General features: G+C 67.3%; 24 protein-coding genes. 13 read left to right on the forward strand and 11 right to left on the reverse strand.

Annotation, left to right across the window (positions count from 1 at the left end; genetic code table 11):
* Positions 1–109 precede the first annotated feature (109 nt).
* From Q7C30_RS00755 to Q7C30_RS00770, 4 genes are all read left to right on the forward strand, one after another.
* Positions 110–496 (forward strand): hypothetical protein, encoded by a 387-nt coding sequence (locus Q7C30_RS00755; protein WP_317870283.1) that lies wholly within the window; start codon positions 110–112, stop codon positions 494–496.
* A 52-nt stretch (positions 497–548) separates the two neighbouring features.
* Entirely contained in the window at positions 549–2,951 is a 2,403-nt protein-coding gene (locus Q7C30_RS00760; protein ID WP_317870285.1) for a heavy metal translocating P-type ATPase, read from the forward strand.
* Complete coding sequence (gene cueR, locus Q7C30_RS00765; protein WP_039583015.1) at positions 2,948–3,352, forward strand: Cu(I)-responsive transcriptional regulator; 405 nt, start codon at positions 2,948–2,950, stop codon at positions 3,350–3,352. Before Q7C30_RS00760 ends, cueR begins: the two co-directional genes overlap by 4 nt.
* A gap of 182 nt (positions 3,353–3,534) precedes the next feature.
* Positions 3,535–5,478: a methyl-accepting chemotaxis protein gene (locus tag Q7C30_RS00770; RefSeq protein WP_317870286.1), complete on the forward strand. Its 1,944-nt coding sequence runs from the start codon at positions 3,535–3,537 to the stop codon at positions 5,476–5,478.
* Between the two features lie 3 nt (positions 5,479–5,481).
* Here the strand turns inward: Q7C30_RS00770 and Q7C30_RS00775 are convergent, their stop codons facing one another.
* Both Q7C30_RS00775 and Q7C30_RS00780 read right to left on the reverse strand, forming a co-directional pair.
* Positions 5,482–6,270 (reverse strand): helix-turn-helix transcriptional regulator, encoded by a 789-nt coding sequence (locus tag Q7C30_RS00775; RefSeq protein ID WP_039583013.1) that lies wholly within the window; start codon positions 6,268–6,270, stop codon positions 5,482–5,484.
* Between the two features lie 40 nt (positions 6,271–6,310).
* Positions 6,311–7,588, reverse strand: a complete 1,278-nt coding sequence (locus Q7C30_RS00780) for an acetyl-CoA C-acetyltransferase (protein ID WP_317870287.1) — start codon at positions 7,586–7,588, stop codon at positions 6,311–6,313.
* Between the two features lie 159 nt (positions 7,589–7,747).
* Here Q7C30_RS00780 and Q7C30_RS00785 point away from each other — a divergent pair, with 159 nt between their 5' ends.
* The 7 genes from Q7C30_RS00785 to Q7C30_RS00815 all read left to right on the forward strand — a co-directional run bounded on the left by Q7C30_RS00785 (position 7,748) and on the right by Q7C30_RS00815 (position 14,426).
* On the forward strand, positions 7,748–9,100 hold the full coding sequence (locus tag Q7C30_RS00785; RefSeq protein WP_317870288.1) for a 3-oxoacyl-ACP reductase: 1,353 nt from the start codon (positions 7,748–7,750) through the stop codon (positions 9,098–9,100).
* 2 nt (positions 9,101–9,102) lie between these two features.
* Complete coding sequence (locus Q7C30_RS00790) at positions 9,103–9,957, forward strand: MaoC family dehydratase (RefSeq protein ID WP_317870289.1); 855 nt, start codon at positions 9,103–9,105, stop codon at positions 9,955–9,957.
* A gap of 68 nt (positions 9,958–10,025) precedes the next feature.
* Entirely contained in the window at positions 10,026–10,331 is a 306-nt protein-coding gene (locus Q7C30_RS00795) for a MazG-like family protein (RefSeq protein WP_029615135.1), read from the forward strand.
* Positions 10,328–11,077, forward strand: coding sequence for a methyltransferase domain-containing protein (locus Q7C30_RS00800; protein ID WP_304485186.1), 750 nt, complete (start codon positions 10,328–10,330; stop codon positions 11,075–11,077). The genes Q7C30_RS00795 and Q7C30_RS00800 overlap by 4 nt, the downstream gene beginning before the upstream one ends.
* A gap of 22 nt (positions 11,078–11,099) precedes the next feature.
* The gene (locus tag Q7C30_RS00805; RefSeq protein ID WP_295481646.1) at positions 11,100–11,729 is read left to right on the forward strand and encodes a DUF4136 domain-containing protein; all 630 of its coding nucleotides are present in this window, start codon (positions 11,100–11,102) and stop codon (positions 11,727–11,729) included.
* Positions 11,730–11,749: 20 nt separating this feature from the next.
* Positions 11,750–12,310, forward strand: coding sequence for a DUF4136 domain-containing protein (locus Q7C30_RS00810; protein WP_295481645.1), 561 nt, complete (start codon positions 11,750–11,752; stop codon positions 12,308–12,310).
* A gap of 154 nt (positions 12,311–12,464) precedes the next feature.
* The gene (locus Q7C30_RS00815; protein WP_317870291.1) at positions 12,465–14,426 is read left to right on the forward strand and encodes a pilus assembly protein TadG-related protein; all 1,962 of its coding nucleotides are present in this window, start codon (positions 12,465–12,467) and stop codon (positions 14,424–14,426) included.
* Here the strand turns inward: Q7C30_RS00815 and Q7C30_RS00820 are convergent.
* Together Q7C30_RS00820 and Q7C30_RS00825 are read right to left on the reverse strand one after the other, a co-directional pair.
* Positions 14,411–17,053, reverse strand: coding sequence for an ATP-binding protein (locus Q7C30_RS00820; RefSeq protein WP_317870293.1), 2,643 nt, complete (start codon positions 17,051–17,053; stop codon positions 14,411–14,413). The two genes, Q7C30_RS00815 and Q7C30_RS00820, sit on opposite strands and share 16 nt — an antisense overlap.
* The gene (locus Q7C30_RS00825; RefSeq protein WP_295481639.1) at positions 17,050–17,493 is read right to left on the reverse strand and encodes a TadE/TadG family type IV pilus assembly protein; all 444 of its coding nucleotides are present in this window, start codon (positions 17,491–17,493) and stop codon (positions 17,050–17,052) included. The genes Q7C30_RS00820 and Q7C30_RS00825 overlap by 4 nt, the downstream gene beginning before the upstream one ends.
* 77 nt (positions 17,494–17,570) lie before the next feature.
* Here Q7C30_RS00825 and Q7C30_RS00830 point away from each other — a divergent pair, with 77 nt between their 5' ends.
* Together Q7C30_RS00830 and Q7C30_RS00835 are read left to right on the forward strand one after the other, a co-directional pair.
* The gene (locus Q7C30_RS00830; RefSeq protein WP_317870295.1) at positions 17,571–18,041 is read left to right on the forward strand and encodes an A24 family peptidase; all 471 of its coding nucleotides are present in this window, start codon (positions 17,571–17,573) and stop codon (positions 18,039–18,041) included.
* Between the two features lie 114 nt (positions 18,042–18,155).
* Positions 18,156–18,932: a response regulator transcription factor gene (locus tag Q7C30_RS00835; RefSeq protein ID WP_317870296.1), complete on the forward strand. Its 777-nt coding sequence runs from the start codon at positions 18,156–18,158 to the stop codon at positions 18,930–18,932.
* Between the two features lie 9 nt (positions 18,933–18,941).
* On the opposite strand, the gene Q7C30_RS00840 is transcribed toward Q7C30_RS00835, so the two are convergent.
* The 7 genes from Q7C30_RS00840 to Q7C30_RS00870 form a co-directional block, all read right to left on the reverse strand.
* Positions 18,942–19,202 carry a DUF3613 domain-containing protein gene (locus Q7C30_RS00840; RefSeq protein WP_317870297.1) on the reverse strand — a complete coding sequence of 87 codons (261 nt, stop codon included), beginning with the start codon at positions 19,200–19,202 and terminating at the stop codon, positions 18,942–18,944.
* Between the two features lie 17 nt (positions 19,203–19,219).
* Positions 19,220–19,921 (reverse strand): tetratricopeptide repeat protein, encoded by a 702-nt coding sequence (locus Q7C30_RS00845; RefSeq protein ID WP_317870298.1) that lies wholly within the window; start codon positions 19,919–19,921, stop codon positions 19,220–19,222.
* A gap of 181 nt (positions 19,922–20,102) precedes the next feature.
* A complete protein-coding gene (locus tag Q7C30_RS00850; protein WP_317870299.1) occupies positions 20,103–20,990 on the reverse strand; it encodes a type II secretion system F family protein in 888 nt (295 codons plus the stop codon).
* A 1-nt stretch (position 20,991) separates the two neighbouring features.
* Positions 20,992–21,870: a type II secretion system F family protein gene (locus tag Q7C30_RS00855; RefSeq protein ID WP_317870300.1), complete on the reverse strand. Its 879-nt coding sequence runs from the start codon at positions 21,868–21,870 to the stop codon at positions 20,992–20,994.
* A complete protein-coding gene (locus Q7C30_RS00860; RefSeq protein WP_317870301.1) occupies positions 21,867–23,123 on the reverse strand; it encodes a CpaF family protein in 1,257 nt (418 codons plus the stop codon). The genes Q7C30_RS00855 and Q7C30_RS00860 overlap by 4 nt, the downstream gene beginning before the upstream one ends.
* On the reverse strand, positions 23,120–24,310 hold the full coding sequence (locus tag Q7C30_RS00865; RefSeq protein ID WP_317870302.1) for a pilus assembly protein: 1,191 nt from the start codon (positions 24,308–24,310) through the stop codon (positions 23,120–23,122). The genes Q7C30_RS00860 and Q7C30_RS00865 overlap by 4 nt, the downstream gene beginning before the upstream one ends.
* Entirely contained in the window at positions 24,307–25,551 is a 1,245-nt protein-coding gene (locus tag Q7C30_RS00870) for a type II and III secretion system protein family protein (protein WP_317870303.1), read from the reverse strand. Before Q7C30_RS00870 ends, Q7C30_RS00865 begins: the two co-directional genes overlap by 4 nt.
* Between the last annotated feature and the right edge of the window lie 17 nt (positions 25,552–25,568).

A 25,568-nucleotide genomic window follows, 5' to 3' on the forward strand; every position in this document is an offset into this window, starting at 1 on the left:
TTGCCATGGTGGCAAGGTCAAGTGCCTCGATGACGGGTCGGGGTAGCAATCCTTGCCAACCTCGGCCAAGCTGCGCTTTTGCAGATCGTCAGCCAGCAGGAGACTCTTCATGTTCAGGGCAACAGCGGGCGTTGTCGGGCTTTTGGGCGCGTTGGCCATGGTGCCGCCGGCCAGCGCCGAGGACAACGCGCAGTACAGCGTGCTGATCATTTCCCGGGAACGTCTGGAAGTGGCCACCAGCTGCGAAATCGGCGTGTACCTCAACGACCAACTGTCCGGGCGCGTCTTCCAGGAACAATCGACCTCCTTCAACCTGCCGCCAGGACCGGTGGACGTGCGCCTGCGCCTGCTGCCCGGCCAGGCGCCCGGCTGCGGCGCAGGCGTGGAAGATCAGCGCAGCACTCGACTGGTGCTGCAAGCCGGTCAGATCAACAAGTACCGCATCACCTTGAGCCAGAATGGACTGCAGCTCAAGCGAGCCGACCTGGGGTATTGACCTTCCCCGCATGGCAAGGTTGATGCTGCAGGCCTGATCAAGGAGAGAAGCCATGGCCGCAACCACCACCTTCGACCTGCCGATTGCCGGCATGACCTGCGCGAGCTGCGTCGGCCGCGTCGAACGCGCGCTGCAGAAGGTCGACGGCGCTGCACAGGTCAGCGTCAACCTGGCCACCGAACAGGCCCGCATCCAGGCCCCGGCCAGCAGCCTGCCAGCGTTGATCGACGCCGTGCGCCAAGCCGGCTACCGCGTACCGACCCACACCCTGGAACTGCAGATCGGCGGCATGACCTGCGCCAGTTGCGCGGGCCGCGTCGAACGGGCACTGGCCAAGCTGCCGGGCGTCGAACAGGTCAGCGTCAACCTGGCCAGCGAACGCGCTCACCTGGAAGTGCTGGCGGGCACGGCCGAGGCGGCATTGATCGCCGCCGTAGAACAGGCCGGCTACAGCGCCAGCCTGCCGCGCGACGCCCACGACGACCGACACCAGGCCCAGCGTCGCCTGCGCCGCGAGCGCCTGGCGGTGCTCGCCGCCGTGCTGCTGGCCCTGCCGCTGGTGCTGCCGATGCTGGTGCAACCGTTCGGCCTGCACTGGATGCTGCCGGCCTGGGCGCAGTTCGCGCTGGCCACGCCCGTGCAGTTCATCCTCGGCGCACGCTTCTACAAGGCAGCCTGGAAAGCCGTGCGCGCAGGCGCCGGCAACATGGACCTGCTGGTCACGCTGGGCACCAGCGCCGGCTATGGCCTGAGCCTCTATCAATGGGCGCAGGCGCCGGCTGGAATGGAGCCGCATCTGTATTTCGAGGCCTCGGCGGTGGTGATCGCTCTGGTGCTGCTGGGCAAGTACCTGGAAAGCCGCGCCAAGCGTCAGACCGCCAGCGCTATCCGCGCCCTGGAAGCCCTGCGGCCGGAGCGCGCCGTGCGGGTGATCGACGGCAGCGAAGAGGAGGTATCGATCAGTCAGTTGCGCCTGGGCGACCAGGTGCTGGTCAAGCCAGGCGAGCGGTTCCCGGTCGACGGCGAGGTGCTCGAAGGCAGCAGTCATGCCGACGAGGCGCTGATCAGCGGTGAAAGCCTGCCAGTGGCCAAAGCGCCTGGCGACAGCGTCACCGGTGGAGCGATCAACGGCGAAGGCCGCTTGCTGGTGCGCACCCAGGCGTTGGGCACCGAGACGGTACTGGCACGCATCATCCGCCTGGTCGAGGATGCCCAAGCGGCCAAGGCGCCGATCCAGAAGCTGGTGGATCGGGTCAGCCAGGTGTTCGTCCCGGCGGTGCTGGTACTGGCGCTGATCACCCTGGTCGGCTGGTGGCTGGCCGGCGCGCCGCTGGAAAGCGCGCTGATCAACGCCGTCGCCGTGCTGGTGATCGCCTGCCCGTGCGCCCTGGGCCTGGCGACACCAGCGGCGATCATGGCCGGCACTGGCGTAGCCGCCCGCCACGGCATCCTGATCAAGGACGCTGAAGCCCTGGAGCGCGCCCATGCGGTGAACCGCGTGGTGTTCGACAAGACCGGCACCCTCACCTCCGGCAGCCCGCGCATCGTTCATTCGCAGGCGGCGGCAGGTGCCGACCATGACCTGCTGCGCCTGGCCGGTGCCCTGCAACGCGGCAGCGAGCACCCGCTGGCCAAGGCCGTCCTGGAGGCCGGACGCGAGCAAGGCTTGGACATTCCCCAGGTCAGTGACAGCCAGTCGCTGACCGGACGCGGTATCCAGGGCACGGTCGGAGGCCGGGTGCTGGCGCTGGGCAACCGCCGCCTGCTCGACGAGAACGAATTGCAGCCGGGCCCCTTGCTGACCCCGGCAAACACCTGGGAAGCCGAGGGCCGCACGTTGTCGTGGCTGATCGAGTGTTCGCCGCAGCGCCAGGTACTGGGCCTGTTCGCCTTCGGCGACAGCCTCAAGCCCGGCGCCGATCAGGCGATCTCCGCCTTGCATGCCCAAGGCATCAGCAGCCACCTGTTGACGGGCGACAACCGCGGCAGCGCCCGGGTGGTTGCCCAAGCCTTGGGCATCGACGATGTACACGCCGAAGTGCTGCCGGCCGACAAGGCGGCCACCGTCAACGCATTGAAGCAGCAAGGCGTGGTGGCCATGGTCGGTGACGGCATCAACGACGCGCCCGCCCTGGCCGCTGCCGACATCGGCATCGCCATGGGCGGTGGCACCGATGTGGCCATGCAGGCCGCCGGTATCACCCTGATGCGCGGTGACCCGCGCCTGGTGCCGGCGGCGCTGGAAATCAGCCACAAGACCTACGCCAAGATTCGTCAGAACCTGTTCTGGGCCTTCATCTATAACCTGGTTGGCATCCCCCTCGCCGCCTTCGGTTACCTCAACCCGGTGCTGGCCGGCGCCGCCATGGCCTTGTCCAGCGTCAGCGTGGTCAGCAACGCCCTCTGGCTCAAGACCTGGAAGCCGCGCGACATCGCCACCAAGGAGACCCCATGAACATCGGCCAGGCCGCCCGGCGTACCGGGCTCAGCGCCAAGATGATCCGCTACTACGAGTCCATTGGCCTGCTCAAGCCCGCGCTGCGCAGCGACAGCGGCTATCGCCTCTACCAGCAGGACGACCTGCACAGCCTGAACTTCATCAAGCGCTCGCGCGACCTGGGCTTCTCCCTGGACGAGGTCGCGCGCCTGCTGGCGCTGTGGCAGGACCGCCAGCGCGCCAGCGCCGACGTGAAGGCGCTGGCGACCCAGCACATCGAGGACCTGAACCGTCGGATCGAGGAAATGGTGAGCCTGCGCGACACCCTCAGCGAGCTGGTCGCCCATTGCCATGGCGATGATCGACCCGACTGTCCGATCCTCCAGGGCCTGGCGGATGAAGGCAGTTGCTGCCACTGAATGCCCTCAAGCACGGCAATTTGGTATGCCATATTAGCCAGGTATGACTGAAGCGGCCTCGTCCGCCGCTGTCATCCCCTAAAATTGGGAGTTTTCCTACAGACTCCTTCAGAAACACCAGCGCCCTGCCGATGCCCTTGATACCAGTTCCATGCGTCTACAAGAAAAATCCGGGAGCGCGAATGAACATCAAGCAGAAACTCACCTGGGCCTTCGCCGTCATTGCCGGCTTGCCCATCGTCATCGTCGCCGCCGTGGTGGTGCTGAACCTGCGCGAAGACGCGCGGGACGATTTCCTCGACAGCAGCAGCCGGGAAATCCGCCAGGTCGCCAATGCGATGAACATGTTCTTCCAGGGCATCGACGAGAACGTCGACTACCTGGCCTCCCTGCCTCAGGTCGGCGCCGCAGGCAGCAACCTGAACAAGTTCATGAGCGCCAACCCGCCCACCGAACTGGGTGAGCAGGACAAACGGGTACTGGCCGCCTTCACCCGTCTGGCTGAAACCCATCCGGCCTACGCCTATGTGTCCTACGGCGTCAGCGACGGCGGTTATGTCGGCTGGCCCGCTGGGCAGAAGTACACCAACTACGACCCACGCCAGCGCCCCTGGTATCAACTGGCGATGGCCAACCCCGGCAAGACCGTGCGCACCGGCGCCTATTACTGGGCTGCCGACGACCTGGCGCTGATCGGCACCGTACGCGCCGTCAACAACCAACTCGGCGCTCCTGGCGGCGTGGTCAACATCGACGTGTCGCTCAAGGGCCTCAGCGAAATCGTCAAGAAGATCAAGCTGGGCGAAAGCGGCTACCTGATGCTGGTGGAAAAGAACGGCAACGTGCTGGTCGACCCACGCGACCCCAACCATAACTTCAAGCAGTTGGAGAGCTTCGGCGGCGGCTACGCCGAGTTGGCCAAGGCCGGCAAGGGTCTGGTGCAGGTGCGTATCGACGACCAACCGTACATGGCCAACGTCTACGTCGACGAGCAGTTGGGCTGGACCTTCATCGGCCTGATCCAGCAGGACGAGGTCATGCAGGCCGCCACCCGCCTGACCTGGCAGATCGGCGTCATCGCCCTGGTGCTGGCTGCGCTGTTCGCGGTGGCCGGCGCCACCTTCGCCAAGCTCATCGTGCGGCCGATCACCGGTGTCAGCAGTGGCCTGGAAGGCATCGCCCAAGGCGAAGGCGACCTGACCCGCAACCTCGACGTGCGCGGCAACGACGAAACCGCGCAGTTGGCCAGTTGGTTCAACCAGTTCCTCGGCGCGATCCGCAGCCTGATCCAGCACATCGGCGGCGCCGCCGGGAAGATTCTCGCCACCTCGGCCAGTTCTACCCGGGTGTCCGGCGACATGGCCGAAGCGGCCGGGCGCCAGCGCGAAGCGGTGGACATGGTCTCCACGGCCTTCCACGAAATGGTCGCCACCGCCAACGAAGTGGCGCGCTCGTGCAGCCAGGCTGCGCAATCGGCCGACAGCGGTCAGCAGCAGGCGCGCCAGGGTCAGCAGCAGATCGATGCGGCGGTGCAGAGCGTCGATCGCCTGAGCCATGAGATCGAGCAGTCGGCCCAATCGATGCAACAACTGGAGCGTGACAGCAATTCGATCCAGTCGATTCTGGGCACCATCCGCTCGATCGCCGAGCAGACCAACCTGCTGGCGCTCAACGCCGCCATCGAAGCGGCCCGTGCCGGCGAACAGGGCCGCGGCTTCGCCGTGGTCGCCGACGAAGTGCGCGCCCTGGCCAAGCGCACCGCCGACTCCACCGCCGAGATCGACGGCTTGCTGGGCAACCTGGCCAGCCGTACGGCCCAGGTGGCTGCGCAGATGCATGCCAGCCTGGACGTGTCGCAGCAGTCGGTCAGCCGCATCGGCGAGGCACGTGACAGCTTCGGTCAGATCCGTGAGTCGGTGGACGTCATCCGCGACATGAATACGCAGATCGCCACCGCCGCTGAAGAGCAGCACCAGGTGGCCGAAGACATCAACCGCCACATCAGCCAGATCCATGGCGATGCGCAGTTGGTGGCCGAACTGGCGCAGGCGGCGCGGCAGGACTCGCAAAGCCTGGAAGGCCTGTCCAGCGAACTGGATGCATTGGTGCGCCGGTTCAAGACCTGAAGATCAGAGGCGCAGTTCGCCTGGCGTGGCACCGAACAACTGCTTGAAGGCGGCAATGTAGGCCGAGGTGGAGTCGTAGCCACAACCCAGCGCCGCCTCGGTGACGCTGTGCCCGGCTTCGAGCAGCGCCAGCGACGACAGCAGACGCATGCGCTGGCGCCAGTTGCGAAAACTCAAGCCGGTCTCGCGCTGGAACAGGCGCATGAGTGTCTTGTCCGAGCACTCCAGTTGCAGCGCCCACTGCTGCAGGGTCTGCGCTCGATCGGGCGCGGCGATCAGCGCATTGCACAGCGCCAACAGGCCGGGATGGCGCGGCAGCGGCAACGAGAAGCCGACGTGCGGCAGCGTCTGCAACTGGTCGAGCAGCACCGCCACCAGGCGGGCCTCGGCCGTGTCGCCTTCCGGGTAGGCCGCCGGCAGTTGGCAGAATTGCTTGATCAGCTCGCGCGCCAAGGGCGTCACCTCCACCACCTGGCAGGCATCGGCGCCCCAGGTGCAGGCATCGCGACGCACATAAAGGCTGCGCATTTCCGCCTGCATCGAGGTCACCACCTCGTGCTCCAGACCCGCCGGAATCCACACCCCCCACTGCGGCGGAGCAAAGTAGCTGCCATCGCTGGTGTAGACGCCCAGCACGCCACTGATGGCGTAGGAGAACTGCGCCCAGTCATGTTGATGGCGCGGGGTCCAGGAGCCCGCGCCGAGGCTTTCGGCGCGCGCGTACAGCGGCCGCGGCAAGCGCTGCAGCGTGGGGATGGCACGGGGGGCAGTGAGGGGACCTGGGGTCGGCATGGCGCGGCTTGTTGTCGTGGTTTGGCCAAAGGTTACCACCTCAGCGCTCGACGATCGCCGTCACCCCCTGCCCGCTCGCGGCGCAGATCGAGATCAGTCCGCGACCCTTGCCGGCCTTGGCCAGCAACTTGGCCATGTTCGCCAGAATCCGCCCACCGGTGGCGGCGAACGGATGACCGGCAGCCAGCGAGCTGCCCTTGACGTTGAGCCGGCTGCGGTCGATGGCGCCCAGCGCCGCGTCGAGCCCCAGCACCTCGCGACAGTAGCGCTCGTCCTCCCAGGCCTTGAGGGTGCACAGCACCTGGGCGGCGAAGGCTTCGTGGATTTCGTAGTAGTCGAAGTCCTGCAAGCTCAGGCCATTGCGCGCCAACAGGCGTGGCACCGCATGCACCGGCGCCATGAGCAGACCTTCGCGACCTTTGACGAAGTCCACGGCGGCCGCCTCGCCGTCCACCAGATAGGCCAGCACCGACAATCCCTGCTGCTCGGCCCAGGCCTCGCTGCCCAGCAGCACCAGCGAGGCGCCATCGGTGAGCGGGGTGGAGTTGCCAGCGGTCAGGGTGCCCTTGGGGCCTTTGTCGAACACCGGCTTGAGCTTGGCCAACTGCTCGGCGGTGAGGCCTGGCCGCAGGTTGTTGTCGCGGGTCAGACCCAGGTAGGGCGTGAGCAGGTCATCGTGCCAACCCTGGTCATAGGCCTCGGCCAGGTGCTGGTGACTGAGCAGCGCCAGTGCGTCCTGCTCGGCGCGCTCGATCTGCCAGGTCTGCGCCATGCGCTCGCAGTGCTCGCCCATCGACAGCCCGGTGCGCGGCTCGCCATTGCGCGGGAACTCGGGCTTGAGAAAGCTCGGCCGCAGCTTGAGAAACGGCTTCAGACGTTCGCTCAGTCGCCGACCGCGGTTGGCCTCCAGCAGCACCCGGCGCAGCCCCTCGTTGAGGGCGATCGGTGCATCGGAAGTGGTGTCCACACCGCCGGCGATGGCGCTGTCGATCTGTCCGAGGGCGATCTTGTTCGCCACCAGCAGCGCAGCCTCCAGCCCCGTGCCACAAGCCTGCTGGATGTCGTAGGCGGGGGTCTGCGGCGACAGCCGCGAGCCGAGCACGCATTCGCGGGTCAGGCTCAGGTCGCGCGAGTGCTTGAGCACCGCGCCGGCCACCACTTCGCCCAGGAGCAGCCCGTGCAGCCGATAGCGCTCCACCAGACCTTCCAGCGTCGCAGTGAGCATCGCCTGATTGCTGGCGGTGGCGTAGGCGCCGTTGGAGCGGGCGAACGGAATACGGTTGCCGCCCAGGATCGCAACGCGACGAGGTGACTGCATGCTGATTTCTCCTGAAACAATTTGAGCCAATTTATCGAGTCACGCGTTGATCCGCGCCATTGGGCAAAGCCTCAGCCTAGGCGCTTTTTCGAGGATTCGAACGACCTGCGCGCAATTAAGGTCCACACTTGCATGCTTGCCTTCAGGGAGACCCGCATCATGAGCGACCGCTATATCGGCTTCGCCAACTCCACGCTCGGCCGCCGCCTGGTCGATGCCCTTGGCCTGCCCCGCCCGGCTGCACTGGAGCGCTGGCAGGCCGGACGCCTGCGACCCATCGAGGGCGCCCTGGTACTCGGCGGAGGCCCCTTGGCGCGGCGCGTCGAGGCCCTGGCCCCGGCACTCACCGACGAGTGCTACCACTTCGAAGGTGTTGATCTGCAATCCCCCGCCTGGGTCGCTGGTCTGGGGCCGAAGATCAAGGCGGTGGTGTTCGATGCCAGTCATCTGTCCGACAGCGATGCGCTCGGGCAGTTGCGCGCGTTCTTTCAACCGCTGCTGCGCAGCCTCGCCCCGTGCGCCAAGGTGGTGATTCTCGGACGCGCCCCGGAGCAGCTCGACGACCCGCTGGCGCGTGTGGCCCAGCGCGCCCTGGAAGGGTTCAGTCGCTCGCTGGCCAAGGAGCTGCGCAATGGCGGCACGGCACAGTTGCTGTACGTGGGCGCTGCGGCCGACGATCAGCTCGAAGGCGCGCTGCGCTTCTTCCTGTCGCCCAAGAGCGCGTTCGTTTCCGGCCAGGTCCTACGCATGGAGGCCTGCGCCCGCCAGGTGCAGGACTGGACCCGGCCGCTGGCGGGCAAGCGCGCGCTGGTGACCGGCGCGGCACGCGGCATCGGCGCCGCCATTGCCGAGACCCTGGCCCGCGACGGTGCGCAGGTGATCCTGCTGGACGTGCCGCCGGCACAGAAAGACCTCGACGCCCTGGCCGCGCGCATCGGCGCGCAGGCGCTGGCCCTGGACATCTGTGCCGGCGACGCCGCGTCGCAGTTGCAGCAGGCCCTGCCCGACGGCCTGGACATCCTGGTGCACAACGCCGGCATCACCCGCGACAAGACCCTGGCCAACATGACCCCCGACTACTGGGATGCGGTCATGGCCGTCAACCTCAAGGCCCCGCAGCAATTGACCCAGGCACTGCTCGACGGCGGCCAGTTGCACGACGATGCGCGCATCGTGCTGCTGGCCTCGGTCAGCGGCATCGCGGGCAATCGCGGCCAGGCCAACTATGCGGCGAGCAAGGCCGGCCTGATCGGCCTGGCCCAGGCCTGGGCCGCGCCCCTGGGCGAGCGCGGCATCAGCATCAACGCGGTGGCGCCCGGCTTCATCGAGACGCACATGACCGCCGCCATGCCCATGGGCTTGCGCGAGGCTGGCCGCAGGCTGAGCTCGCTCGGCCAGGGTGGCCGCCCGCAGGACGTTGCCGAGGCTGTTGCCTGGCTGGCGCAGCCGGACACCGGCGCGGTCAGTGGCCAGTACCTGCGGGTCTGCGGCCAAGCCTTGATAGGAGCGTGAACATGAAGCGATCCTGGCTCGACCTGCACAGCCCCGAGGCTCGCAGCCGCCTCTATCTGAGGGCACTGGGCAAGCGCAAGATCACGGGCACGCGCCTGCCCGAACGCGGCCTGCGCTGTTTTCTACGCATCGACCCGCCCAACCTTCAGGCCTATCAGCGGCTGTGCCATTTCAGCGATGACCGCCGGCTACCGGCCACGTACCCGCATGTCATGGCCTTCACCCTGCAATTGCAACTGCTCACCGCCGCAGACTTTCCGTTTCCGCTGCTGGGGCTGGTGCACCTGCACAACGACATCGAAGTGCTGCGCCCCCTGGGCGGTCTCGAAGGCCTGCGTTTCGCGGTACACGCCGACAACCTGCAGGCCCATGCCAAGGGCGGCACCTTCGACCTGATCACCGAGGCCCACGATGGCCTGGGCGTGCTCTGGCGCGAGACCAGCCGCATGCTGGTCAGGGGCCTGAAGCTCGACGGCGTGGCGCACGAGCCGGCGGGCGAGCCATCGCTGGCGGGCCTGACGGACGTCACGCGCTGGTACGCCGACCGCGACATCGGCCGGCGCTATGCCAAGGTCTGCGGCGACTACAACCCCATCCACCTGAGCGCTGCCAGCGCCCGGCTGTTCGGTTTCCCCAAGGCGATCGCCCACGGCATGTGGAGCAAGGCCATGGCCCTGGCCGCCCTGCGCGGGCATCTGCCAGTGGCCGGCTACGGGTTCGCCGTGGACTTCCACAAGCCGGTGCGCTTGCCTTCGGAAGTGTCCCTGAGCGCCAGCCAGGCGGCGCCAGACGGACGGCTGGCGCTGAACGGCCACGGCGAACTGCTGCACATGACCGGGGCCTGGCGAGCGCTGTAACGCGCTCGCAATTCACTTGCTTTGCTTCCTGGCGCGTCCGAAGCTATGCGCCAGAAGGAGAGTCCCCGATGAATCTGCAAGAACTGACCGAGCGCCTGCACCGGATCCGCGACGACAACGACTGGCGCGGCTTCCACAGCCCGAAGAACCTGGCCATGGCCGCCAGCGTGGAGATGGCCGAGCTGGTGGAAATCTTCCAGTGGCTGAGCGAAGCGCAATCGCGCCAACTGTCCCCCGAGCAGCTCGCCCATGCCGGCCAGGAGGTCGGCGACGTGGTGCTGTACCTGCTGTTGCTGTGCAGCGAACTGGGGCTGGACATGGACGCGGTGGTGCGGGCCAAGCTCGCCGACAGCGAACGGCGCTTCGCCCCATGAACGACCGTCATTTCGATGAGCTGGCCAGCCGTTTCGCCGAGAAGATCTATGGCGGCGCCAAGGGCGCCATTCGCCTGGCGGTGTTGCAGGCCGACCTGGCCGAGCGCTTGCCCGAGCGCCCGCTGCGCATCCTCGATGTCGGCGCCGGCCTCGGGCACATGGCATTGTGGCTGGCCCAACGCGGGCACTCGTTGACCCTCGCCGAGCCCGCTGCGCCGATGCTCGACGGCGCCCGTGAGCGCTTCGCCGAGGCGGGCCAGCGTGCCACGTTCATCCAGGCGCCCTGGCAGGACCTGCTCGGCCAACTCACCGAGCCGTTCGACGTGGTGCTGTGCCATGCGGTGCTCGAATGGCTGGCCGAGCCCCACAGTATCCTGCCAGTGCTGCACCAGTTGACCGCGCCCGGCGGCTGGTTGTCGCTGGCCTTCTACAACCGCGATGCGCTGGTCTACCGCAACCTGCTCAAGGGGCACTTCCGCAAGCTGCGCAGCGACCGCCTGGCCGGCGAAAAGCAAAGCCTGACGCCGCAGATGCCCGTCGATCCCCGTGAGTTGCGGGCGCAACTCGAACCGTTGTGGCAGGTCGAAAGCGAAAGTGGCATCCGGGTGTTCCACGACTACATGCCCAAGGAGTTCCAGGACAAGGCCGAGCTGCTCGACCTGTTGGAAATGGAACTGGCCCACCGTCGTCATCCGAGCTTCGCCGGCCTTGGCCGTTACCTGCACTGGACCTGTCGCCCACGCTGACCCCGCCTGTCGGGAGGAACACATGCCGTACCGTCCGTTGTGTCTGGCCCTGCTGACCCTGGCCCTTGTCGGTTGCCAGGGCAGTAATCCGTATGTCGCCAGCTCGCTGCCCATGCCGCCGGCACCACCCCAGGCAGCCAACACCTTCGACGCCAGCGCCTACCCGGCGGCGCCGCGCGACTACGGCCGCTACCAGAGTTGGAGCTGGCGCAACGGCCAGTTGCCCAGCGGCATGGCCAACGCCGATCCTGCGCAACTGGCCGACGCCATCAGCGGCGTGCTCGACCAGCACGGCCTGCGTCCGGCTCGCGGCGGCCCCGGCGACCTGCTGGTCAGTGCCAACGTGCGTCTGGAAAAGCGCCTGCGCCAGGTCCGCGACTATGATTACGACCCCTACCCTTACGGCCCCTACGGCGGCGTCGGCTATGGCGGCTACCGCAACGGCTATGGCGCCTACGGCAGCGTGCCGATCGTGCGCACTTACCAAGTGGACGTGATGGTAGTGCGCATCGACCTGTTCGATGCCCGCAACGGCCAGGCGGTGTGGAGCGCCAGCGCCGAAAGCGGCAGCGACCAGGGCTCGCCCCGCGAACGTGAAGACGCCCTGCGCGAGGCCGTGCGCAAGGCCCTCAGCGGCTATCCTCCCCGTTAACCGATTGCAGGAGTCTCATCATGCTGCGCCGTCTCGTCGTGCTGTCATTCGCGCTGCTGGTCGCGGCCTGCGCGAGCAACAACGTCACCCAGGATTTCGATGCCAGCCGCGACTTCGCGGCCTACCGCAGTTGGGCCTGGCAGGAGCCGGCGCTGCAATATCGCCCGGATGACCCCAGGATCAAGAGCGACCTGACCGAACAGCGCATTCGCCAGGCCGTGGCCGACCAGCTCGACCAGCGTGGCCTGCGGCCCGTGCAGGGCAACGCGCGAGCGGACGTGAAGGTGCGCGCGTACCTGATCGTCGAAGACCGCCAGCAGCAGGTCACCACCAACTATGGCGGCGGCTGGGGCGGCTATTGGGGAGGCTACTGGGGCGGACCGATGTACAACGAAACCCGCAGCGTCGACTACAAGGTGGCGACCATCCAGGTCGACCTGCTCGACGGGCGCGACGGCAAGCTGGTGTGGCGCGGCAGTGCCGAACAGGTGATGAACAGCTACCCGCCCAGCCCGCAGGAACGCAACGCGGCGATCCAGAAAACCGTGGCGCAAGTCATGGGCAACTACCCACCGCGCTGACCCGGCGTCGGGGTTCCAGGCCCGAGGGCGCACGCGCGCCCCAAGGCCAACCGGCTCGCCGCTCGCCTGCTCATACGGCAAGACGCCATCACCCTGACTACACTCACTGGACCGCACACGCCAAGCAAGGCGCGCCGCCTGCAAAGGAGTGCCCGTGCTGTCCACTTCCGCTGCGCGCCAACGCGGCGCGATCGGCCTGATGGCCGTCATCACCCTGGGTCTGGCCCTGCTGATGCTGTTGCTGGTCGTCGACAGCGGCCGTCTCTACCTGGAGCAACGCAAGTTGCAGCGCATCGCCGATATGGCGGCGCTCGAAGCCGCCGGGCAGTTCGCCGTGTGCACCGGCAGCGGTCCCTCGGCCAGCGCCATCGCGCGCACGGCCGCCAGCCGCAACGGCCATGCGCCCGATGGCCCGTTACAGGCCACCTGCGGCTACGTCCTGAGCGCTGACGACCACCTGCGCCGCTTCACCCGTGACGACAACCGCCACGACGCCATTCGCGTAGAGGTGTCGCGCACCGTCGCCAGCAGCGTCGCAGGAGGCGTGCACGCGCTGCTGCAGGGCAATCGCCTGCCGCCGACTACCACCCTGCGCGCCCAGGCCGTGGCGGCGGCGCCCTCCCCGCCCCAGGCCATGCTCAGCCTGCGCACCACCCTGGCCACGGTCGATTCCCGGCAGTCGGCACTGCTCAACGGCCTGCTGGGCGCCCTGGGCGGCGGCACACAACTGGAGCTTGCCGGCTGGCGGGGCCTGGCCAACACCGACGTCAAGCTGCTCGGCTACCTCGACCAACTGGCGCTGGACCTGGGCGTGAAGGTCGGCGACTACCAGCAGTTGCTCAATGCCAACGCCAGCGCCACGCAACTGTTGCAGGCCGCCGTCAAGGTGCTGCAACGCGGCGGCGCCGCGCTGGAGGTGGCCAGCAACCTGGGCAAGGTCGCCCTGGCCAGCGGCGACAGCACCTTGCTGCGCCTGGGCGATATCCTCGACATCCAGAACGGCACGACCGAGGCCGGGCTGGACGCCAACGTGCAACTGCTGCAACTGGTGCAAGGGGTGATCCAACTGGCGGCGCGCGAGCGGGCGGTGAACGTCGACCTGCCACTCGACGTGCTGGGCCTGGTCAACGGCCGGGTCCGCCTGAACGTGATCGAGCCGCAGCAGATCTCGGCGGTCGGCGATCCTCGCCGCGACACCTTGCAGGTGCACACGGCCCAGGTCAGGGCGATGGTCTCGCTCGACCTGCCCGTGCTCGACGGCGTGTTCGGCCTGGTCAACGCCGTGCTCGACCTGGCCGCGCCACTGACCAACGTGGTCAACAATCTGCTCAGCCTCAACCTGGTCAGCACCGTGCAATCGGTGCTGTGCCTGATTGGCATTCCCTGCACCGTCAGCGACATCAAACTGGTGCCCGGCACGCTGCACCTGGACATCGGCCTGGAGGTCGCCGAGGCCAGCACCCGCTTCGCGCCCACTGCCGTGAACGCCTTCAGCTGTTCGCCCAAGCGCCTGTCCACGCGCAGCCAGACCTCGGCCGTGAAAATCGCGGTCGGCCAATTCGCCTCAGCCGATGCGTTCTTCAGCCAAGGCACCACAGCGATCAAGGCGCTAGCGCTGATCGACATCGGCAGCAAGCGCTGTACACGCCTGCTGCTGCTGCCCTTGGGTGAGTGCGAGCCGCGGGTGCCCTTCGTCGGGGGCGGTATCGGCCTGCGGGTCGACAGCACCGTGCTCGGCAGCGGCGCGCAGGCGCGCACGCTGGTGTTCCAGGGGCCGGACAGCCTGCCGCCGAACATCGGTCAGCCGCCGGCCTACCTGATGCTGCAAAACGCCAACGACCGCGTGGTGAGCAGCCTGGCCGACACCCTGCAGGGCATCCAACTGCAGGCCTACAAGCCCTCCGGCAACAGCGGCCTGGGCGAGCTGCTGAGCGGGGTGGCCAGCGTGCTCGGCGGCGTCAAGGCCATTGTCGAACCCTTGATCAGAGGCCTGCTCGGCCCGTTGCTCGACCCACTGGTCAATGCGCTGCTCAAAGTGCTCGGCGTCGATCTGGTGGGCGCCGAGGTGGGTGCCAACCTCAGTTGCTCCAGCGGCCGCGCTCAACTGGTGCTGTAGAGCGGCAACACCACGCGAAAGCACGCCCCGTGCTCGGCATTGGCGACCTCCAGCGTGCCGCCCATGGCTTCGATGATGCCGTGGCTCACCGACAGCCCCAGGCCGGTGCCGACCCCCGCCGGCTTGGTGGTGAAGAACGGCTCGAAGATCCGCCCCAACAGACGCGGGTCGATGCCGCCGGCGTTGTCCTCGACCAGCAGGCACACGCACCCGTCCACCCGCTGCTGCGCAAGCCGAATGCACGGTGCCGGCGTTCGACGTTCGAGCAACGCATCGCGGGCATTGACCATCAGGTTGATCAGCACCTGTTCCAACTGATCCGGGTGCCCCAGCACCTGCAACGCCGACGTAGGCGACTCTGCCTGCACCTTCACGCCCTTGCCGCGCAACCCTTCGCCCAGCAGCGCCAAGGCCCCGTCCACCGCTCGCCAGGCGACGAACGCCTGGCGCTCCAGCTCGGAGCGCCGGCCATACACGCGCATGTGCTCCACCAGCCGCACCGTACGCTCGACCTGGGTCTCGATACGCTGCAGTTTTTCGCTCAGGTACGGCACATCCGCCGTGCCGCTGTGCAGGCGCTTGAGGCTGTTGGTCACGGCCATGCGCATCACGTTCAACGGTTGGTTGATCTCGTGCACCAGCCCGGTGGCCAGCTCGCCCAGCGTGGCCATCTTGGCGCCTTGCAACAACTGCCGCTGACTGCGCCGCACCTCGGTGTTGTCGCGTCCGACCGCCTGCACCTCGAGCAAGCGACCCTGCGCATCGAACAGCCCTCGGTCGGCCCACACCCACCAGGCCTGCTCGCGCCCAGGCAGTTGCAGGCAGATTTCAGCGCTGCTCAGCGGCTGCTCCGGGGTCAGGCTGGCCAAGCGCTGCACGAACGCCTCGCGATCGCCGTCGGACAACCACCGGCCCAGGTTCATCCCGGCGAGCTGGTCCGGCGCGCACTCCAGGTAGTCGGCCAACGGCCGGTTGCCGAACAGCACCTGCAGATCGGGCCGGTAGCGGCAGATCATCGCCGGCGAGTCATCGACCAGCGCCCGGTAGCGTTCCTCGCTCTGGCGCACGCGCTCGGCGGCCTCGGTGGCGTCGCTGACGTCCAGCCACAAGCCCACCACTTCCAGTGGCTGCCCGAGGTCGTCGCGCAGCAGGCGCGCCTCGTCCAGGATCCAGTGATAGCCGCCAAGCTGGTCGCGCAGGCGATAGCGGCAGCGTACCTGCCCTTCGCGCAGCAGCGTACGGGTGCGCTCCAGCCACTGCTCACGGTCGTGCGGATGCACCGCCAGCCCCGGCTGGCGTACCTGCTCGCCGTCGCTGCGCCAGCCAAGCAGCGGCTCCAGGCTGGCGCTGAAGAACGCGCTGTGCAGCGCACCTTCGTCGTAGCGTTGCACGTAGATCACGGCGGGCGAACTGGCGATGAGGTTTTCCAGGCGCGCGCGAGCAGCACCGGCTTGCTGTTCCTGGGCCTTCAGCGCGCTGATGTCGAGCACCACGCCGCGCACTTGGCCGCCATGCAGCGCGCCGACCCAGTGCAGCCAGCGGGTATCGCCCTGGGCGTCGGCCTGGGACAAGCGCAGGTCCAGGCTCAGCGCCTGCCCCTCGCGCACCTGCTGCAACGCCAGCCGCGCCGCTTCGCGGTCCGCCGGGTGCAGTTGCTCCAGCCAGTGCTCGATGCTGACGGCGCATGGCAGGCCAAGACGTTCGGCCAGGGCCGCCTCCAGTTCTAGCAGTCCGTCCGGCAACCAGCGCCAGCCACCGGCCCCGAGTTGACGCTGCAAGTCGTGCAAGTGGTCGGTGCTGCGCTGCATTTGCTGCTGGCGCCAGCGCGCCAGGAACGGGTCGAGCAGTGCCTGCACCAGCGCCTCGCTGGCCGCCTGGGCGAACGGCGCCTCGGCCGCCACGCACAGCAGGCAGGCCTGGACCTGTCCGCCTTCTCGGTAAGGCAGCACCCGCAGCGGCAGGCCACCACACAGCACCTGAAGTTCAGCCAGCGCGCGGTCATCGAGATCGCCCTGTTGCGCCAAGACATGCAGCCAAGGCCGCACCTGCGCTTGCGCTGCCCAGGGCCAGTGGTGATCGCTCGCGGCGTGGCTATGCCAATCGCCCTGCTCATGGCACCACACCTGCACCGCGCGGGCCTGCCAGTGCTCGGCCAGGCGCTGCAACTGCTGGGCAATCACCGGCAGCAGACGCTCGCCCGTGCATTCGCGTACAGCACGGCCGATCTCGACGGCCAGCCGCTGGACGTCATCGCGCACGGCCTGATGCTGCTGCGCACCCAGCAGATCACCGATATCGAACAGTTGCAGCAACCAGCCTGCGCCCTGGCGTTGCAGCCAACCACGGGTGCGCAACGGCGACCCCTGCACAGTCGGGAAATCCAGATCCAATGTCTGGCCTTGCCAGTCCTGAGGCGCGCCTTCGAGCACCACTGCGCTGTGCGGCAACAGCGCGTCCTGCACCCGAACCGCGCGTTGCGCCACAGGCGGCAACTGTGCACGCAACGGGCCGCCCACGTGCTGCACGCCACCCTGCTCGTCCAGCCAGAATTGCAGGCCGACCGCCGGCACGCTCGCCCCCGCCAGCGGCTGGCCGCCGCCCAGCCAACGTTCGAACGCCCCGCTCACAGTTGCACGCTCGCTTCGGCGTGCAGACGCTGGGGCAAGCGCGGCACCTCGCCGATCATCGGCAGCACCAGCAAGGGCAGCACGCGGGTCAGTTTGCGCTTCGGGTAGTCGATGACCACGGTCAGCACCTTGTCGGCACTCAAGGTCACCCGCACATCGCTGGCCGGCTGGAAATCCAGCGCTGCGGGCATCCAGCTCAACTGCCGGGCCACCACCTGGCGCGCCAGGGTCTGCACGTCGGCCGCATGGCTGCTGCTGGCCGGGTCCAAGGCCACGCAGCGACGCACCGCCTCACTGCTGGCGTGATGAAACGACTGCAGCATCAGCATCGGCAGCGCATAGCTGACCAAGCCGTAGAACACTGCGAAGAACAGCAGGAAGACTGCGACAAATTCGATGGCTGCCGCGCCTTTTTGCCGTCGTGCCGGGCTTGCCTGCATGATCGCGTCTACCCTGACTATGATTCCTGAATGACAGCATAGAACCCGTTCAACGAAGATGGATGGCCATTTGCCAAATGCACAGCATTGTTCTTCTGATGTGGCTTGCCTTGTGCACCGAACAAGATGTTCGCCAACGACAGATTTCCAACAGCCTGACCCTGGGTGTGGCCGCGTGTGCACTGGTGTGGCTGTTCGTGACCGGGCAGAGCTGGATCGGCGCAGAGGCCAGCGATGCCGGCTGGGCGTTGGCCATCGTGATGCTGCTGACCTTGCCCGGCTACTGGCTCGGCCGCTTTGGCGCCGCCGACGTCAAGTTGCTCGGGGCCCTGGCCCTGGCCACCAGTCAGCAGTACGTGCTCGGCACCTTCATCGGCGCAGGGGTGAGCGTCCTGGTGTGGTTGATCTGCCGTCGGCGGTTGTGGACGCTGGCCAATCCCAAGGTGAAAAAGCGCCTGCAGCACCTGGCCGAACAAATGGGTGACAAGCAACCCTTCGCGCCCTATGTGCTGTCGGGCTTTCTCCTGACATCTGTATGGATCCAATAAATGACCGTGCGGTCCAAACTCCTGCGGCGCGAAATTGGCGTGTCTGCAAGGCATCACGCGTGTTGTCGGCCGGTATGGCCACGGAGCGGTATCCGTACCAACAGGGAGTTGAACGTGAACAAAGGCGCAAGTGAAGTGAAAGTGTTGGTGGTCGACGATCAACCGATGATCGTCGAGGAGTTGTGCGAGTACTTCGAGAGCGCAGGCTATGGGTGCGTGCCGGCGAACTCCACCGCCCAAGCCCTTGAGCGCTACGCGGCCGACGAAGCCATTGGCCTGGTGGTGTGTGACCTGCACATGCCCGATCAGGACGGTGTGGAGCTGGTCCGAGCACTCAAACTCATCGCAGGCGAGCAGCGGCCATTCGAAGCGATCATGCTGACCGGCCACGCCGACAAGCAGGATGTGATCCGCGCCTTGCGCGAGGGCTTCTCCGACTACTACCAGAAACCCATGGACATGGCCGAATTGCTCGAGGGCCTGCGACGCGGGGAGCAGGCCTTGCTGGAGCGGCGCAGCAACGTCCAGCAGTTGGGCAACCTCAACCAGCGCCTGCAAGAACTCGCCGAGTCCATCGACACGCTGTATCAGGATCTGGAAAAGGCCCGTGGCCAGGGCGCCCACCGGCGTGCCGACGATGTCGAGGACGCGCCGGGCGAGTTACCGCCGCTATTCGAGAAGCTGTCACCGCGCCAGTTGGAGGTGGCCCTGTTGGTCAGCCAGGGCAAGACCAATTACCAGATCGCCTGCGAGCTGGGGATCACCGAAAACACGGTGAAACTCTACGTGTCGCAGGTGCTGCGTCTGACTCGGCTGCATAACCGCACGCAACTGGCGCTGGCCCTGGCGCCCAGTGCTTCACCGTTGCACCAGCGCTTCACGGCCCATTAGCCGGCGTCATCAGTTGTCCGCCGTCTTCGCACTGGGCCGGCGCAGGTACTGAGGAATGGGGTGCTTGTAGCTGTCCAACCAACGCTGCAGGGCGCGCTCGCGCTCCTGCGCGGTCTGCGCCTGGTCGCGCGGTGAAGCCTGCGCACCACTGGCCTGGACGCGCAGCCAGGCTTCGGCGGCGGTCTCGGTGGCAGGTGCTGGCGGCCGTTCCTGCGCCAGCACCACGCCCAGACCGACACTGCCGATGAGCAGCACAAGGTATCTGATCATTCCGCCTCCTCGACCGCTCAGTTGACCACGTCAGCTGCGGTCTTGGCCGCGGCGAGCGAACCGCGCCCGCTCGACTTGACCTGCCGTGCCCTCGCCTGGGCCTCGGCAAACTGCTCCGGCCCCAGGCGCAGACGACTCACCAGATCGCTGGCTTGCTGCCAGTCGTCCTGCACCAACGCCAGCGTCACCAGGTTGATCGCCGGCAGGCGCTGGTCGTCTTGCAGTTCGAGGGCGGTGAGCAGTTCGAAGCGCGCCGGCTCGAAGCGTCCCAGGTTCATCAGCACCACGCCCAGGTCGTTGCGCACCCGCTCATCGGTCGGCGCCAGGCGCACGGCGCGCTGCAAATGCTGCAAGGCCAGCAGGTCATCGCCACGGGCCGCCGCCAACTGCCCCAGGCCGTGCTCGCCCTGGGCGGCCAGACAGCCGCCGAGCAGACTGCGGTACAAGGGCTCGGCCTCGCTGCGCCCGAGCAGCCGCGAGACCTGCGCCTTGCGCAGGCGAACCGGATCGAGGCGCTCGGGCAACTGCTCCAGGTGCGCCAGGCCGGCGTGGGGCCGTCCTTCGTTGAGCATCTCGTCGGCCAAGTTCAGCGCCAGTTGCTGGTCAGCGTCAGGTTTGGCGCATGCGCCAGCGCCGAACAACGTGCCCAGTCCTGGCGACGGTTGCGCCGCGCACCCGCCCAGCAGCACCAGGCAACTCCACACTAGCATCGCTTTCATCGCCTCTCCCTAAGCTTCGTCTGAAAAGCCTTGATACTCGGTGATGCTGCGTTGAAAACCGCCTGGATCGCCAGCCCGGTCGGAATGCTCATTTACAACTCGTAAAGTCGAGCGCGACTCCGACCGTTCCTCGGCGGTTTTCGCCTTGCCTGACCTTCGTCTCAAGACTTTTCAAACAAAGCTAGCTTCCCAAAGCCCGCGCCAACGCGGAAAAACCCGGCCCGGCCAGCACGATCAGCAAGGCCGGGAACAGGAACAGCATCATCACCGCCGACATTTTTGCCGACATCTTCGACACACGCTCCTGCAAGCCCGTCAGGTGCCTGTCGTCGAGCAAGGTCTTGAGCGCCTGCAACGACTTCATCGCGCCACTGCCCTGCACCAGCAGTTGCTGGAGAATCACACAGGTATCGGTGAACTCGTCCACCGCCAGCAGTCGCGCGCTTTTGTCCAGTTCCGCGCCCAGCGCCATGCCGGAATCCACCCGTTGCAACAACTGCCGCAGTTCCTCGCTGAGTTCCGGAAGCAGGCCGCGTCCCTCTACGCTGAGCACACGCAGCGCCTGCTCCACGGCCAAGCCGGTCTCGAAGAGGATGCGCAGCAGCGCAATCATCTGGCTGACCTCCTCGGCGATGCGGCGCTGCCGCCGTGCAGCGGCCCACGCCAGCACCCGCTTGGGCAGCAGATAGCCCAGCACCAATGCACACAGCGGCAGCACCGGCCAGTGCGGGGTCTGCTCACCCAGCAGCGCGTGCTGCAGTAGCAAGGCCAGCCCCAGTGCCAGCAACGGCAGGCCCAACTGCGCGGCCGCGAACAGTGCACGCTGGCGACTGCGGCGCCAGCCGATGCGGTCGAGCAACCCTTGGCTTTCGCCATCCAGGCGTTGCAGGCGCTGACCAAGGCCACTGCTGCCCAGGGCGTGAAGCAGATCGCCCAGGCGCTGTTCGCGCCCCAGTCGCCCCTGCAGGCGGCGGCCGACCCGATGGCGCGCCTGCAATTGACGGCTGGCCTGCAGGCCCAGCAGCGCGGCGGCGATCAGCAGGCACAACGCGCAGATCAGCCAGGCCATGTCACAGGCTCCTCATCATGCGCCACAGCACCACACAGCCCAGCGTCTGCAAGGCGAACGCCAGCAACAACATCATTTGCCCGCTGGTGTCGTGCCAGAGCTGCATCAAGTAGGCCGGGTTGACCACCAGGAAATAGCCGACCATGAACAGCGGCAGGGCACCGAGCACCCACGCCGTGACGCGGGTTTCGCCGGTCATCGCCTTGAGCTGGCGGATACCCTGCTCACGCTCGCGGATCATGCGGATCAGGTTCTCCATCAGCTCGCTGGCGTTGCCGCCATGGCGCTGGTTGATGCGCAGGCCCAGGGCGAACAGCCGCAACTCGTCCTGGTCGTACAGCTCGGCCAGCTCGCTCAGCGCATCGTCCAGCGGCACACCCAGTTGCACGCTGCGCCGGACTTTGCTCAGGGTCGAGTGCAGCGGTTCACGGGTGCCCTCGATGCCGCCGAGCACTGCATCGCTGAGGGTTCGTCCGGCCTTCAGGCTGCGGACGCTGGCATCGAGCAGGCCGGGCAGTTGTTCGATGAGCTGACGCATGCGCCGACGCGCGCGCCAGCCCAGGTACAGATAACCGGCCAAGGGCAGGCCCAGCAACAGCAGCAGCGCGACCTGCCAGCGGATCATCAGCGCGGCCAGCAGGGCCAGTCCCAGCCACAGCGACAGTATCCGTCGCACGGGCCATTCGGCAGCGCCGAGCCCGGCGCGCTGCAGCCTCGGCTCGAGCCAGTCGCGCCGCGTTGTGCCGCTCTGCGCTTGCCAGGCGCGTCCCAGGCGACGCAGGGCGCGTTCCTCGCCACGTTTGTAGCGCACCTGGCGCAGCAGCAGCACGGCGGCGCCGAGCAACGCCGGGGCCAGGGTCAGCAGCAGCGGGCCGATCACAGCACGCCGTCCTGGCGCAACTTGCTGCCCGCCGGATTGAGGGCCTCGCGCAGGAAGGTGTCGGTGCCACGTCGGTCGAGGCGAAACAAGGTGTTGGTCACGTACACGTCTTCACGTACCCCGACCACTTCCAGCACCTCGCTGACGCAGCGTCGTCCATCGGGCAGGCGGGTCAGTTGGATGACCACGTCCAGGGCCGCGCAGATCATTTGCCGCAAGGTCTTTTCGGCGATCTGCCGACCACTCAGCCCCACCAGCGTCTCCAGGCGCAACAACGCGTCCTGGGCGTTGTTGGCGTGCACCGTGCTCATCGAACCGTCATGCCCGGTGTTCATCGCCGTGAGCACATCGAGCACCTCGGCGCCGCGAATCTCGCCGAGGATGATGCGGTCCGGGCGCATGCGCAGGGCGTTGCGGATCAGTTCGCTGGGCTTGATCTCGCCATGGCCTTCGGCATTCGGCGGACGGGTTTCCAGACGCACCACGTGGCCATGATTCAACTGCAGCTCGGCCACGTCTTCGATGGTCACCAGGCGCTCGCGCGGCGCGATCATCTGGCTGAGGATGTTCAGCAAGGTGGTCTTGCCGGTGCCGGTGCCGCCACTGACCAGAATGTTGCAGCGCCGCGCCACGGCGCGCTCGAAGAAATCGAAGATGGCCTGGTCGATGGCGCGGGTGGCCAGCAGGTCGGCGCTCTTGAGCATGTCCTGGCGGAACTTGCGGATCGACAGGCACGGGCCGTCCAAGGCCACGGGCGGGATGATCGCGTTGACCCGGCTGCCATCGGGCAGGCGCGCATCGACCATCGGCGAGGACTCGTCCAGACGCCGGCCCAGCGGCGCCAGGATGCGCTGCATGACCCGCTCGACATGGTGCGCGTCGATGAAGCGCAGGTCGGTTTCCTGCAACAGTCCCGCCCGCTCGACGAACACCCGGTGCGGCCCGTTGACCAGAATCTCGGTGACGCTGGGGTCGCGCAGCAGTACCTCCAGGGGACCGAAGCCGGTCAGCTCGTCCACCAGTTCCTCGGCCAGGCGCTCCATCTCGTAGCGCGACAGCGCCAGGCGCAGACGGCCGACGTAATCGGCCACCTGTTCGAGCACGAAGGGGGTCAGCGCGGGACGTGCGCCTTCGAGCAGGTTGCGGCCGCTGTCCTCGATGGCGTCGATGACGAAGCGGTGCAGCGCGCGCTTGAGCGCGTGTGGATCGGCGCCCGCCTGGCGTTGACCGCCAAAGGGCTGGTCGCCGTTCATCGGCTGCCCCACAGCCGGCGCAGCCAGAGCAGGCTCGGCGGCGCAAGGGTTTCCGAGCGCCGCGCCAGGCGCTCGCCGAGGCCGCGCAGCGCTTGGGTCAAGCTTTCCCGTGGGGCCAGCTCGAACAGGCTCAGGCCCTGATTCTTCACGTTCAGGCGCACCTCGGGGCTGTCGGGCATGACCTTGAGCAGCGGCAGGGCGTAGCGTCGGGCCAGTGCATCGGCGTCGGGCGCGACGTTGCGCAGGTAGCGATCGACCAGCAGGCTGGCGTGCTCCAGCTTGATGCCGCGCTCGCGCCAGGCGTCGAGCACGTCCAGGTTGCGACGGCAGTCGAGGATGTTCTGGTCGGTGTAGACGATCAGCTTGTCGCAGTGACTGACCAAGGTGCGCAGTGCCTCGCTGTCGGCCTGCCCGGTGAGGTTGACGACGATGTGCTGGAAGTGCTGGCGCAACGCACTGAGCAGCATGTACAGCTCGGCGGCGCTGGTCTGCGCCAGGGGCTCGTCGTACTCGGCGTGACCGAGCAGGCGCAGGCCGCCTTTGTCGCGGGTGAAGGCACTGTCGATCAGGGTGCTGTCGAGCCGGCGCAGGTGGCGCAACGCATCGCCGAAATGGAACGAGGCCTCCAGGCCGAGCAAGGCCAGGCTGTCACCGCGTGGCAGGCCGAGGTCGAGCAGCAGGGTCTGCTGGCCGCTGTCCTGCACCACCCGCGCCAGGTGGCTGGTCAGCAGCGCACCGTCGGCGCCACGCTGGGCGCCGTAGAGCACGGTCAGGCCGCCCAGGGCCGGGCTGTTGGTGACCGTCGGCAGGCGTTTGCCGAGCCGACGCACCAGCCCGGCGACTTCGCTGGCCCGCGAGCCATAGGCGACGAAGTCGCGTGCCCCGGCGCGCATCGCGTGCAGCACCAACTGATTGTCCATGCCATCGCCCAGGACCACGATCGCCAGCATCGGCTTGGCTTCCAGCACGCCTTCGATCAAGGCGCACTGGGCGACCAACTGCTCGCGGTCCAGGCCGATGAACACCAGGTTGCTGAACGTGACATCGACCAGCGCCAGCAACTCGTCGAGGCTCCCGGCGCTGGCACCGATCACCTGGCCCTGGGGCGCCAGGGCATCCTGCAGCCAGTGCAGGTCGTCTTCATTGCGGGTAATGGCCAGGTAGGTGGGATTGAGGCTGTCGTTCATCGGGATAACCCCCCTTGTCCTTGAAAGTCGCCTTTTTCCTGGAAAAACAAATGGCCCCAACTGGGGTCGTAGCGACGCAGCGTCTCACCGGGCAACGCCGGCAGGCGTGCATTGGCGGCCAACGGCTGGACCAGGTGCGGCGTGACGATCATCAGCAGTTCGGTGTCGTCGCGTTGCACGCTGGACTGGCGGAACAGCGCGCCGAGAATCGGCAGGTTGCCCAGGCCCGGCAACTTGTCCACCGAAGAGCGCGTGCTGTTGCTCACCAGGCCGCTGATGATGAAGCTCTCGCCATCGGCCAGTGAGATGCTGGTGTCGGTGCGGCGCACGCTGAGCGCTGGCACCTGGGTGCCGGCGATGACCACCGGGCGGGAGTAGTCCAGGTCACTGACCTCGGGGGCGACCTTGAGCAGAATGCGCTCGCGGCTGACCACGGTCGGCGTCAGCGACAGGCGCACGCCGAACTCCTTGTATTCGATCGATATGTTGTCGCTGCCGGCACTGGGCACCGGCACCGGAATCTCGCCGCCGGCCAGGAAGCTGGCGGTCATGCCGCTGAGCACGGTCAGGCTGGGGCGCGCCAGGGTATAGGCGAAGCCGCTGTTTTCCAGGGCGTTGATCGCCGCGAGGATCTTGCTGCTGCCCCAGACGATGTTGAACACGCCATCGTCGAGCGGGATCGCCGGGCGGGCGATGGGCACCGCGCCAGGCGTCACCGCCGTGCCGGCAGGCGCGGTGCCGGGCGAGCCGAACAGGCTCTTGCTGGACCCATTCAGGAACAGCCGCGCGCCAGCTTCCTGGTACTTGTTGCGGCGCACCTCGACGAAGCGAATGTCGGCCTGCACCTGGCTCGGCAACTGGGCATCCTGGGATGGCAGCACACTGGCCGGGTCCATGTCGCTGCTGGCGCGTCCTTTGACGAACAGCATCGCCCGGTGCGGCGCGGCCGCGCACGCGGTCCAGAGCATCAAGGTGGTGTTGCCCGCGCCGACGCCGGTCAGCAGCACCGCACGCTCGCCGCTGGCCTGCACATCGGCCACCGTCGGCTCGCCCACCGCGACCCGGCCGATGACCAGCGGCAGGCGCAGTTCCTGCTGCTGGCCCTGTGCGATCTCGATCACCGTCGGTAGCCGGTTGACCGCCTCGCAGCCCGACAGCGCGGCCTGGGCCGGTGGTGACAACGCCGCCAGCAACAGCAGCACAGTGCCGACCTGTTTGAGACTGCGTTCGGAACATCGCATCGCTGCATCCTGCCTGG

This window comes from Pseudomonas sp. RAC1 (assembly GCF_030658255.1).
GTDB classification, from domain to species: Bacteria; Pseudomonadota; Gammaproteobacteria; order Pseudomonadales; family Pseudomonadaceae; genus Aquipseudomonas; species Aquipseudomonas boreofloridensis.

Coding starts and splice junctions, on each gene's coding strand:
- Q7C30_RS00860 (WP_317870301.1), bottom strand. CDS start 23,123: ATGAACGGCGACCAGCCCTTTGGCGGTCAACGCCAGGCGGGCGCCGAT.
- Q7C30_RS00805 (WP_295481646.1), top strand. CDS start 11,100: ATGCCGTACCGTCCGTTGTGTCTGGCCCTGCTGACCCTGGCCCTTGTC.
- Q7C30_RS00850 (WP_317870299.1), bottom strand. CDS start 20,990: ATGGCCTGGCTGATCTGCGCGTTGTGCCTGCTGATCGCCGCCGCGCTG.
- Q7C30_RS00785 (WP_317870288.1), top strand. CDS start 7,748: ATGAGCGACCGCTATATCGGCTTCGCCAACTCCACGCTCGGCCGCCGC.
- Q7C30_RS00800 (WP_304485186.1), top strand. CDS start 10,328: ATGAACGACCGTCATTTCGATGAGCTGGCCAGCCGTTTCGCCGAGAAG.
- cueR (WP_039583015.1), top strand. CDS start 2,948: ATGAACATCGGCCAGGCCGCCCGGCGTACCGGGCTCAGCGCCAAGATG.
- Q7C30_RS00840 (WP_317870297.1), bottom strand. CDS start 19,202: ATGATCAGATACCTTGTGCTGCTCATCGGCAGTGTCGGTCTGGGCGTG.
- Q7C30_RS00775 (WP_039583013.1), bottom strand. CDS start 6,270: ATGCCGACCCCAGGTCCCCTCACTGCCCCCCGTGCCATCCCCACGCTG.
- Q7C30_RS00865 (WP_317870302.1), bottom strand. CDS start 24,310: ATGAACGACAGCCTCAATCCCACCTACCTGGCCATTACCCGCAATGAA.
- Q7C30_RS00870 (WP_317870303.1), bottom strand. CDS start 25,551: ATGCGATGTTCCGAACGCAGTCTCAAACAGGTCGGCACTGTGCTGCTG.
- Q7C30_RS00780 (WP_317870287.1), bottom strand. CDS start 7,588: ATGCAGTCACCTCGTCGCGTTGCGATCCTGGGCGGCAACCGTATTCCG.
- Q7C30_RS00790 (WP_317870289.1), top strand. CDS start 9,103: ATGAAGCGATCCTGGCTCGACCTGCACAGCCCCGAGGCTCGCAGCCGC.
- Q7C30_RS00845 (WP_317870298.1), bottom strand. CDS start 19,921: ATGAAAGCGATGCTAGTGTGGAGTTGCCTGGTGCTGCTGGGCGGGTGC.
- Q7C30_RS00755 (WP_317870283.1), top strand. CDS start 110: ATGTTCAGGGCAACAGCGGGCGTTGTCGGGCTTTTGGGCGCGTTGGCC.
- Q7C30_RS00830 (WP_317870295.1), top strand. CDS start 17,571: ATGCACAGCATTGTTCTTCTGATGTGGCTTGCCTTGTGCACCGAACAA.
- Q7C30_RS00770 (WP_317870286.1), top strand. CDS start 3,535: ATGAACATCAAGCAGAAACTCACCTGGGCCTTCGCCGTCATTGCCGGC.
- Q7C30_RS00760 (WP_317870285.1), top strand. CDS start 549: ATGGCCGCAACCACCACCTTCGACCTGCCGATTGCCGGCATGACCTGC.
- Q7C30_RS00810 (WP_295481645.1), top strand. CDS start 11,750: ATGCTGCGCCGTCTCGTCGTGCTGTCATTCGCGCTGCTGGTCGCGGCC.
- Q7C30_RS00825 (WP_295481639.1), bottom strand. CDS start 17,493: ATGCAGGCAAGCCCGGCACGACGGCAAAAAGGCGCGGCAGCCATCGAA.
- Q7C30_RS00795 (WP_029615135.1), top strand. CDS start 10,026: ATGAATCTGCAAGAACTGACCGAGCGCCTGCACCGGATCCGCGACGAC.